The organism is Streptococcus sp. ST14 (genome assembly GCF_046098195.1).
Lineage (GTDB): Bacteria > Bacillota > Bacilli > Lactobacillales > Streptococcaceae > Streptococcus.
In genome coordinates, this window is record NZ_JBJUSF010000042.1 from 1 (window position 1) to 10,034 (window position 10,034).

General features: G+C 42.9%; 9 protein-coding genes and 1 riboswitch. Of the genes, 8 read left to right on the top strand and 1 reads right to left on the bottom strand.

Translation table 11 applies throughout. The features are described from left to right. Window positions 1-97 precede the first annotated feature (97 nt). Window positions 98-823 (bottom strand): 16S rRNA pseudouridine(516) synthase, encoded by a 726-nt coding sequence (locus tag ACIY19_RS10355; RefSeq protein ID WP_409003353.1) that lies wholly within the window; start codon window positions 821-823, stop codon window positions 98-100. A 158-nt stretch (window positions 824-981) separates the two neighbouring features. Here ACIY19_RS10355 and typA point away from each other — a divergent pair, with 158 nt between their 5' ends. The 8 genes from typA to lctO all read left to right on the top strand — a co-directional run bounded on the left by typA (window position 982) and on the right by lctO (window position 9,725). Continuing rightward, window positions 982-2,823 (top strand): translational GTPase TypA, encoded by a 1,842-nt coding sequence (gene typA, locus ACIY19_RS10360; RefSeq protein ID WP_000164119.1) that lies wholly within the window; start codon window positions 982-984, stop codon window positions 2,821-2,823. 19 nt (window positions 2,824-2,842) lie between these two features. Continuing rightward, window positions 2,843-3,097, top strand: a complete 255-nt coding sequence (locus ACIY19_RS10365) for a DUF3165 family protein (protein WP_061408680.1) — start codon at window positions 2,843-2,845, stop codon at window positions 3,095-3,097. Between the two features lie 116 nt (window positions 3,098-3,213). After that, the gene (gene murD / locus ACIY19_RS10370; protein WP_409003354.1) at window positions 3,214-4,566 is read left to right on the top strand and encodes a UDP-N-acetylmuramoyl-L-alanine--D-glutamate ligase; all 1,353 of its coding nucleotides are present in this window, start codon (window positions 3,214-3,216) and stop codon (window positions 4,564-4,566) included. 1 nt (window position 4,567) lies between these two features. Continuing rightward, on the top strand, window positions 4,568-5,626 hold the full coding sequence (locus ACIY19_RS10375; RefSeq protein WP_409003355.1) for a UDP-N-acetylglucosamine--N-acetylmuramyl-(pentapeptide) pyrophosphoryl-undecaprenol N-acetylglucosamine transferase: 1,059 nt from the start codon (window positions 4,568-4,570) through the stop codon (window positions 5,624-5,626). Window positions 5,627-5,635: 9 nt separating this feature from the next. Continuing rightward, window positions 5,636-6,763 carry a cell division protein FtsQ/DivIB gene (locus tag ACIY19_RS10380; RefSeq protein WP_409003356.1) on the top strand — a complete coding sequence of 376 codons (1,128 nt, stop codon included), beginning with the start codon at window positions 5,636-5,638 and terminating at the stop codon, window positions 6,761-6,763. Window positions 6,764-6,968: 205 nt separating this feature from the next. Next, window positions 6,969-7,670 (top strand): orotidine-5'-phosphate decarboxylase, encoded by a 702-nt coding sequence (gene pyrF / locus ACIY19_RS10385; protein WP_409003357.1) that lies wholly within the window; start codon window positions 6,969-6,971, stop codon window positions 7,668-7,670. Between the two features lie 42 nt (window positions 7,671-7,712). Further along, window positions 7,713-8,345, top strand: coding sequence for an orotate phosphoribosyltransferase (pyrE, locus tag ACIY19_RS10390; protein ID WP_409003358.1), 633 nt, complete (start codon window positions 7,713-7,715; stop codon window positions 8,343-8,345). Window positions 8,346-8,588: 243 nt separating this feature from the next. Next, a complete protein-coding gene (lctO, locus tag ACIY19_RS10395; RefSeq protein ID WP_000120741.1) occupies window positions 8,589-9,725 on the top strand; it encodes an L-lactate oxidase in 1,137 nt (378 codons plus the stop codon). A 148-nt stretch (window positions 9,726-9,873) separates the two neighbouring features. After that, a riboswitch (TPP riboswitch) is annotated at window positions 9,874-9,962 on the top strand. The last annotated feature ends 72 nt before the right edge of the window (window positions 9,963-10,034 follow it).

Genomic DNA, 10,034 nt, shown 5'->3' on the forward strand with positions numbered 1-10,034 from the left:
AAAAGGACTTAGCCCTGTACAATACAGAACTAAATCCTTTGCTTAAATTAATTGTCTAACTTTTTGGGGTCAGTACAAAATTTAAAGCTTTTTTCTTTTATCCACTTTTCTCTAAATAGTTTTTAATGATTTCCAATTCCTCTGGATTCAAGGGGCGGAATTGCCCTTCTGCTAGTTCTGGGTCTAATGTAAAGTCACCGAATTGGATTCGTTTTAGGGCAGTCACCTTGACACCAACTGATAGAAACATCTTCTTGACTTGATGAAATTTGCCCTCAGAGATAGTGATGGAGGCCCGGCTCTCTGTTGGGCTTGCGGACAGAATTTCAAGCTGAGCAGGTTTACAAGTGGTCCCATCTAAAAAGACAATTCCATCCTTGAACTTTTGGATATGGTCTGACGTGAGCGGTCCGTTTACTACCACTTGATAGGATTTATCGACATGGTACTGGGGATGAAGGAGTTGGAAGCCAAGAGGTCCATTGTCTGTCAAAAGCAGCAGTCCCGTGGTATCGCGGTCTAATCTGCCGACAGCATAGAGCTGGTCAGACTGGCTGTCAGGTGGAAGGAGGTCCATGACGGTTGGAAGTTTCTTATCCTTGCTAGCTGTAACGACTCCGTTTGGCTTATGAAGCATGAGGTAGGTGTGCTCGTAGCCTTGGATTTGTCGTCCTTGAAAGACTAATTTCTGCAACCCAGTGTCGACATTTTGAGCGAGTGAGCTGGCTGGACAATCATCTACTAGGATTTCTTTTTTTAATAGAGCCTGTTTCATAGCCTTGCGACTGACCTTTTCTTGGGCTAATAATCTATCTAAACGCATACCAGCTTATCTTATCATAAGTCTCTGACTTTGAAAAGAGTTGTCTTGACTAGAAAAGCAGAGTGAAAACATTTACACTTAGCTGAACTGTGATTTTTGAATGAGACTGTGGTATAATTGTTCAGTTAGAAATAAAAATTTAATTATTAGAGGAAATCATGACAAAATTAAGAGAAGATATCCGTAACATTGCGATTATCGCCCACGTTGACCACGGTAAAACAACCCTCGTTGACGAATTATTGAAACAATCAGAAACGCTTGATGCACGTACTGAATTGGCAGAGCGCGCTATGGACTCAAACGATATCGAAAAAGAGCGTGGAATTACTATCCTTGCCAAAAATACTGCTGTAGCATACAATGGCACACGCATCAACATCATGGACACACCAGGACACGCGGACTTTGGTGGAGAAGTGGAACGTATCATGAAAATGGTTGACGGTGTTGTCTTGGTCGTGGATGCCTACGAAGGAACAATGCCACAGACTCGTTTCGTATTAAAAAAAGCCTTGGAACAAGACCTTGTCCCAATCGTGGTTGTTAACAAAATCGACAAACCATCAGCTCGTCCAGCAGAAGTAGTAGACGAAGTATTGGAGCTCTTCATTGAGCTTGGTGCAGACGATGATCAGCTTGATTTCCCAGTGGTGTATGCTTCAGCTATCAACGGGACTTCTTCATTGTCAGATGATCCAGCTGATCAAGAAAAAACAATGGCACCAATCTTTGATACCATTATCGACCATATCCCTGCTCCAGTGGACAACTCAGATGAACCTTTGCAGTTCCAAGTCTCACTTTTGGACTACAATGACTTCGTAGGTCGTATCGGTATCGGTCGTGTCTTCCGTGGTAGTGTGAAAGTTGGGGACCAAGTTACCCTTTCTAAACTAGATGGTACAACGAAGAACTTCCGTGTTACAAAACTCTTCGGTTTCTTTGGCTTGGAACGTCGTGAAATCCAAGAAGCTAAAGCAGGTGACTTGATTGCCGTATCAGGTATGGAAGATATCTTTGTTGGTGAGACGATTACACCGACAGATGCAGTTGAGCCTCTTCCAATCCTTCACATCGATGAGCCAACGCTTCAAATGACCTTCTTGGTAAACAACTCACCATTTGCTGGTAAAGAAGGTAAATGGGTGACTTCTCGTAAGGTAGAAGAACGCTTGCAAGCAGAATTACAAACAGACGTTTCCCTTCGTGTTGATCCAACGGATTCACCAGATAAATGGACTGTTTCAGGACGTGGAGAATTGCACTTGTCAATCCTTATCGAAACCATGCGCCGTGAGGGTTATGAACTTCAAGTATCTCGTCCAGAGGTTATCGTAAAAGAAATCGACGGTGTTAAATGTGAGCCATTTGAACGTGTGCAAATCGATACTCCAGAAGAATACCAAGGTTCTGTTATCCAAAGCCTTTCTGAACGTAAGGGTGAAATGTTGGATATGATTTCAACTGGTAATGGTCAAACTCGTTTGGTCTTCCTTGTTCCAGCGCGTGGTTTGATCGGTTACTCAACTGAGTTCTTGTCAATGACTCGTGGCTACGGTATCATGAACCATACCTTTGATCAATACTTGCCATTGATTCCAGGTGAAATTGGTGGACGTCACCGTGGTGCCCTTGTTTCCATCGATGCTGGTAAGGCTACAACTTACTCAATCATGTCGATCGAAGAACGTGGAACCATCTTTGTCAACCCAGGTACTGAGGTTTACGAAGGAATGATCATCGGTGAAAACTCTCGTGAAAACGACTTGACAGTTAATATCACCAAGGCCAAACAAATGACCAACGTCCGTTCAGCTACTAAGGACCAAACAGCGGTTATCAAGACACCTCGTATCTTGACCCTTGAAGAATCACTTGAGTTCTTGAACGACGACGAGTACATGGAAGTAACGCCTGAGTCTATCCGTTTGCGTAAGCAAATCCTCAATAAGGCAGAGCGTGAGAAAGCCAACAAAAAGAAAAAATCAGCTGAATAAGAGCTAGAAAGAGATAAAGATGGTCTATTTAATCATAGGGATACTCTTATTACTACTCTATGTATTTGCGACACCCCAAAGTATCAAAGGAACAGTCAACATCGTTATCTTGGTCTTTGTAGTTGTTGCACTCTTGATTTTGCTGATGTTGTCCATCTTGCAAATCTTCCAATTACCGACAGAATTCTTTGTCACAATCGCCATGCTGGCTCTAGCCTACTTTAGCTTGAGAGACATTACGCTCATGCCAGTAAAAAAGGGTAAAAAAAGATAAAAGAAAGAGAGCTAGGGCTCTCTTTTTCTATGGTAGAATGAGGGCTAGAGCATTTTCGTTTAGTATTATTTCCATAAAAATGGTAAAATAGTAGGAGTAGAAATGGAGTTTGAGACATGAAAGTAATCGATCAATTTAAAAATAAGAAAGTACTTGTTTTAGGTTTGGCTAGGTCTGGTGAGTCTGCGGCCCGTTTGTTGGACAAGCTGGGTGCTATTGTGACAGTAAATGACGGCAAGCCTTTTGAGGAAAATCCTGCTGCGCAAAGTTTGCTAGAAGAGGGAATCAAGGTTGTCACTGGTGGGCATCCTTTGGAGCTCTTGGATGAAGATTTCGCTCTGATGGTGAAAAATCCAGGTATCCCGTATAGCAATCCTATGATTGAAAAGGCATTGGCAAAGGGGATTCCAGTCTTGACTGAGGTGGAATTGGCTTATTTGATTTCAGATGCGCCAATTATCGGTATTACTGGTTCAAATGGGAAAACAACCACAACGACGATGATTGGGGAAGTTTTAACTGCTGCTGGTCAACATGGTCTCTTATCAGGGAACATCGGCTATCCTGCTAGTCAAGTGGCTCAAACTGCGACAGACAAGGATACCCTTGTCATGGAACTTTCTTCTTTCCAACTGATGGGTGTCCAAGAATTCCATCCTGAGATTGCGGTTATTACCAACTTCATGCCAACTCATATTGACTATCATGGTTCTTTTGAGGCCTATGTGGCAGCTAAGTGGAATATCCAGAACAAGATGACAGCGGATGATTTCCTTGTATTGAACTTTAATCAAGACTTGGCAAAAGAATTGGCTAGCAAAACACAAGCTACTGTTGTACCATTTTCAACACAGGAAAAGGTTGATGGAGCTTATTTGGAAGATGGTCAACTCTACTTCCGTGGAGAAGTGGTTATGGCAGCTAGTGAAATCGGTGTTCCAGGTAGCCACAATGTAGAAAATGCCCTTGCGACTATTGCTGTAGCCAAGCTCCGTGGTGTGGATAACCAAACCATCAAGGAAACTCTTTCAGCCTTTGGTGGTGTCAAACACCGTCTCCAATTTGTTGATGAAATTCAGGGTATCAAATTCTATAACGATAGCAAGTCAACCAATATCTTGGCTACTCAAAAAGCCTTGTCAGGATTTGACAACAGCAAGGTCATCTTAATTGCAGGTGGTTTGGATCGTGGGAATGAGTTTGACGAATTGGTTCCAGATATTACTGGGCTCAAGAAGATGGTCATCCTCGGTCAGTCTGCAGAACGTGTCAAACGGGCAGCAGAGAAGGCTGGTGTGACTTATGTAGATGCGACAGATATTGCTGATGCGACCCGCAAGGCTTATGAGCTTGCGACTCAAGGAGATGTGGTTCTTCTCAGTCCTGCCAATGCTAGCTGGGATATGTATGCTAACTTCGAAGTACGCGGTGACCTCTTTATCGACACAGTAGCGGAGTTAAAGGAATAATATGAAAAAAATTGTCTTTACAGGTGGGGGGACGGTTGGACATGTCACCCTCAACCTTTTGTTAATGCCCAAGTTTATCGAAGACGGCTGGGAAGTTCACTATATTGGTGATAAACACGGAATCGAACACCAAGAAATCCTCAAGTCAGGTCTGGATGTGACCTTCCATTCCATTGCGACTGGGAAGTTGCGTCGCTATTTTTCTTGGCAAAACATGCTGGATGTCTTCAAAGTTGGTTGGGGAATTGTCCAATCCCTCTTTATCATGTTACGACTGCGGCCACAAGCTCTTTTTTCTAAGGGTGGATTTGTCTCTGTACCGCCTGTTATCGCAGCGCGAGTGTCAGGAGTGCCTGTCTTTATCCATGAATCAGACCTGTCTATGGGCTTGGCCAATAAAATTGCCTATAAATTTGCGACCAAGATGTATTCGACATTTGAGCAGGCTGCTGGTCTCGCAAAAGTCGAGCATGTAGGAGCAGTAACCAAGGTTTCAGACCAAAAAACTCCTGAACCAGATGAATTGGTGGATATCCAAACCCACTTTAATCCTAAATTGCCAACGGTATTGTTTGTTGGTGGTTCTGCAGGAGCTCGTGTCTTTAACCAATTGGTGACAGATCATAAGCAAGAACTGACAGAGCGCTATAATATTATCAATTTAACTGGGGATTCAAACCTCAATGAGTTGAGTAAAAATCTCTTTCGTGTTGATTATGTGACGGATCTCTATCAACCCTTGATGGAGATGGCGGATGTGGTGGTGACGCGCGGCGGTGCCAACACGATTTTTGAGCTCTTGGCTATGGCTAAGCTCCATCTCATTGTTCCTCTTGGACGTGAGGCGAGCCGAGGAGACCAGATTGAAAATGCGGCCTATTTTGTTAAAAAGGGTTATGCAGTAGAACTCCAAGAGACAGAATTGACCTTGGAAAGCTTGGAGGAGAAAGTCAGTCACCTGCTTAGTCATAAGGATCAATACCAAGCTAGTATGAGGGCTTCAACTGAATTGAAATCTCTTGATGATTTTTATGCCCTACTAAGAAAAGACTTATCATAAGGAAAACCAATGTCAAAGGATAAGAAAAAAGAATCAAACCAGAAACAAGAATTGTCTGAATGGCAGAAACGGAACCAAGAATATCTGAAAAAGAAGGCTGAGGAGGAAGCTGCTCTAGCTGCGGAGAAGGAAAAGGAAAAACAAGCTCGAAAGGAGGCCAACTCGAAACTATTGGAGGAGGCCAAGAAATCCTCGAGTCAGTCCGACGAGGAAGATACAAGTCCAAGTCAGAAACCCTCCGAGAAAGATGAGAAAGCTCAAAAGGAAGACAGCGAAGTAAAAAAAGAGAAAGAGAAGAAGAAAAAAGAAAAGCCAGAAAAACCTGCCAAGCCGAAAATTGCTCCTGTTCATATTTGGAGGGCAGTTAGTATCTTGGTGCCGAGTGTTCTGGTTCTCCTCCTTTCTATCTATCTCTTGACCCCTTTTTCAACTCTCAAGCATATCGAGGTTAAGGGAAATGTCCAGACCCAAGCGGATGACATTAAACAGGTTTCTGGCATTCAGGATAGTGACTATACCTTGTCTTTGTTATTGAACAAGGACAAGCACGCTGAGCAGATCAAGTCGAATCACTGGATAGAGTCAGCAAAGATTGACTACAAATTTCCAACAAACTTTACGATTGAAGTCAAAGAGTTTGAGATCGTTGGCTACTATGTGACAGGTGAAGACCACTATCCAATCCTGTCTAGTGGAACAATTGACTCAAGCCCTGTCAACCTTTTGAACCTGCCTGAGACTTACCTAACAGTTACCTTTAACGATGAGCAGCAGGTGAAGGATCTGATTTCGGGTCTTTCTAGCATCAGTGAGGATATAAAGAGTCAAATCCAGAAGATCGAACTAGCCCCAAGTAAGGCAACTGCCGATCTTCTAAAAATCACCATGCTAGATACAAATGAGATCTTAGTTCCCTTGTCAGAGTTGAGTAAAAAATTGCCTTATTACAGCAAAATTAAGCCACAACTAGCAGAACCGAGTTTTATCGATATGGAAGCTGGAATCTATAGTACTAGCCTAGCGGATAAACTTTTGGAAGAAGCTGAGGAAAAAGCTAAAAAAGAGGCACAGGAAGCTGAGAAGAAAAAACAGGAAGAAAAAGAAGCTGAAGAAAAGAAACAACAGCAACAACAATAAAGCCCAGTTTTTACTTGACAAGTTCCTATATAAATAATAGAATAGTAAAAAACCTTTAAAGCAGTCCAGAGAGGCAGCTAAGGTTAGACGGTGAAAGGGTGGAGACTACCCATTTTTCGTGGAACCTTGCTGCTAGCAGGTTCCTTTTTTCATAGTCATTTTAAGGAGTTTGGTGGACTGTAAGAAGAATCAGAAGGAGATATATATGCGTGAGAGTCGCCCAGTCATTGCCCTAGATTTTCCAAGTTTTGAAGAAGCAAAGGAATTTTTAGCCCTTTTTCCAGCAGAGGAAAAACTCTATGTCAAGGTTGGAATGGAAATCTATTATGCGGTAGGCCCAGAGGTTGTTCGCTATTTGAAATCATTAGGACATAGCGTTTTTTTGGATCTCAAGTTGCATGATATTCCAAACACAGTTAAATCGACCATGAAAATCTTGTCTAGTTTGGGTGTCGATATGACCAATGTTCAGGCTGCAGGTGGGGTTGAAATGATGCAGGCTGCGCGTGAAGGGTTGGGAGATAAGGGAATTCTCATCGCGGTGACCCAGTTGACCTCAACATCCGAAGAACAGATGCAAGACTGCCAAAATATTCAAACAAGTCTGCAAGAATCAGTGATTCACTATGCTAAGAAAACAGCAGAAGCTGGATTGGATGGAGTGGTTTGTTCAGCCCAAGAAGCCCAACTCATCAAGGAAGCTACAAACGAAGATTTTATCTGCTTGACGCCAGGTATTCGACCAGCAGGTGCTGAAGCAGCGGATCAAAAACGCGTAGTGACCCCTGGTCAGGCCTATCAAATCGGTAGTGACTACATTGTAGTAGGCCGTCCAATCACGCAGGCGGAAGACCCTGTAGCAGCCTACCATGCTATCAAGGAAGAATGGACACGCGACTGGGCCTAAAGCGTATTCGCTAAGAGATGTAAGGATAAGAAGGAGAAAACCATGACACTTGCTAAAGACATTGCTAGCCACCTATTGAAAATTCAGGCAGTTTACCTTAAACCAGAAGAGCCTTTTACTTGGGCATCGGGTATCAAGTCACCTATCTATACAGATAACCGCGTGACTCTGGCTTACCCAGAAACTAGAACCTTGATTGAAAATGGTTTTGTAGATGCTATCAAGACAGCCTTTCCAGAGGTAGAAGTGATTGCAGGAACAGCGACAGCAGGGATTCCTCACGGAGCGATCATTGCTGACAAGATGAACTTGCCTTTTGCCTACATCCGCAGCAAACCAAAAGACCACGGAGCTGGTAATCAAATCGAAGGTCGTGTAGCTCAGGGGCAAAAGATGGTTGTTGTTGAAGACCTCATTTCAACTGGCGGTTCTGTTCTTGAAGCTGTTGCAGCTGCTAAACGCGAAGGAGCCGATGTTCTTGGTGTCGTAGCGATTTTCAGTTATCAATTGCCGAAAGCCGATAAGAACTTTGCGGATGCTGGTGTCAAATTGGTGACACTATCTAACTATAGTGAACTCATCCACCTAGCCCAAGAAGAAGGTTACATCACGCCAGAAGGACTCGCTCTCCTAAAACGCTTTAAAGAAGACCAAGAAAATTGGCAAAATGCCTAAAACATAGAAAATCAGGTAGTCACTAGGATTACCTGATTTTTTATATGTGGGCAATAAAACTATGATTCCTAAAGATAAAGATGAATATAGGATAATGGTAGAATGAGAGTTCTCTCTTTTTGGGGGCATATTCAGGTAATCAGTTTGAAATTTCCAGACAAATTTTTTGAAAACAGTATGAAAAAGGGGTAAGATAGTTTATGTAAGACAAGGTAAACGCTTACTTAATAAGGAGGACACTTTATGTCATATAAAACAAGCAATGCAGAAGGACCTGTAGATTTTATTAACACTTATGATTTGGAGCCAATGGCGCAACAAGTCATTCCTAAAGCTGCCTTTGGTTATATCGCTAGTGGAGCAGAGGATACTTTCACTTTACGCGAGAATATCCGTGCCTTTAACCACAAACTCATCGTTCCTCATACGCTTTGTGATGTTGAAAATCCAAGTACAGAGATTGAATTTGCAGGTGAAAAATTATCTTCACCAATTATTATGGCGCCTGTTGCGGCTCATAAATTGGCAAATGAGCAGGGGGAAGTAGCTACTGCGCGTGGTGTGCATGAATTTGGTTCTCTCTATACAACTAGTTCCTACTCTACCGTTGACCTTCCAGAAATTACGGAAGCTCTTCAAGGAACACCTCATTGGTTCCAATTTTACTTTAGTAAGGATGATGGAATTAACCGCCATATCATGGACCGTGTGAAGGCTGAAGGCTACAAAGCGATAGTCTTGACGGCGGATGCAACTGTAGGAGGGAATCGTGAGGTTGATAAGCGCAATGGTTTTGTCTTCCCAGTTGGCATGCCGATTGTTGAGGAATACCTGCCAGAAGGTGCTGGAAAATCAATGGACTTCGTTTACAAGTCAGCCAAACAACGCTTGTCTCCACGTGATGTCGAATTTATCGCTGAATACTCAGGTCTTCCTGTGTATGTCAAGGGGCCACAATGCCGTGAGGACGTTGAACGCTCTCTTGCCGCAGGTGCTTCTGGTATCTGGGTAACCAACCACGGTGGCCGCCAAATCGACGGTGGACCAGCATCCTTTGACTCGCTTCAAGAAGTCGCTGAAGCAGTTGATAAACGTGTGCCAATTGTCTTTGACTCTGGTGTTCGTCGCGGTCAGCACGTCTTTAAAGCCTTGGCTTCAGGAGCAGACTTGGTAGCCATTGGCCGCCCTGTAATCTATGGTTTGGCTCTCGGTGGTAGTGTTGGTGTGCGTCAAGTCTTTGAACACTTGAATGCAGAATTGAAGACAGTCATGCAGTTGTCTGGAACTCAGACTATTGAGGATGTCAAACACTTCAAACTGCGTCACAACCCATACAATCCAACCTTCCCAGTTGACCCACGTGACTTAAAATTGTATTGATAATGAAGACGGCCTCCACCTTTTGTGGAGGTTTTTCTTCGTGTATAGAAAGATTAAATCGTTATCAGAAACTATATAAATATATTTTCCGGTCAAATATCTTGCTAGGGCTTTCAAATTTTGTTATACTGGTCCAGTAATAAAATAATAAAGACATTTGGGGTGCTTTAGGCTGAGATGATACCCATTGAACCTGATACAGTTAAAACTGGCGAAGGGAAATGTGAAAAGGTTTTTTCGTATGTCGAAAAGAACTGTCTAATCTTGTAAGGTAAACTCTAATTCTCGTTTGTAATTGGAGTTTTTTTG

What these genes read in the sequence shown, in the direction of transcription:
- pyrF (WP_409003357.1), top strand. Translation starts at nt 6,969, where the DNA reads ATGCGTGAGAGTCGCCCAGTCATTGCCCTAGATTTTCCAAGTTTTGAA.
- typA (WP_000164119.1), top strand. Translation starts at nt 982, where the DNA reads ATGACAAAATTAAGAGAAGATATCCGTAACATTGCGATTATCGCCCAC.
- ACIY19_RS10365 (WP_061408680.1), top strand. Translation starts at nt 2,843, where the DNA reads ATGGTCTATTTAATCATAGGGATACTCTTATTACTACTCTATGTATTT.
- lctO (WP_000120741.1), top strand. Translation starts at nt 8,589, where the DNA reads ATGTCATATAAAACAAGCAATGCAGAAGGACCTGTAGATTTTATTAAC.
- ACIY19_RS10375 (WP_409003355.1), top strand. Translation starts at nt 4,568, where the DNA reads ATGAAAAAAATTGTCTTTACAGGTGGGGGGACGGTTGGACATGTCACC.
- pyrE (WP_409003358.1), top strand. Translation starts at nt 7,713, where the DNA reads ATGACACTTGCTAAAGACATTGCTAGCCACCTATTGAAAATTCAGGCA.
- ACIY19_RS10355 (WP_409003353.1), bottom strand. Translation starts at nt 823, where the DNA reads ATGCGTTTAGATAGATTATTAGCCCAAGAAAAGGTCAGTCGCAAGGCT.
- ACIY19_RS10380 (WP_409003356.1), top strand. Translation starts at nt 5,636, where the DNA reads ATGTCAAAGGATAAGAAAAAAGAATCAAACCAGAAACAAGAATTGTCT.
- murD (WP_409003354.1), top strand. Translation starts at nt 3,214, where the DNA reads ATGAAAGTAATCGATCAATTTAAAAATAAGAAAGTACTTGTTTTAGGT.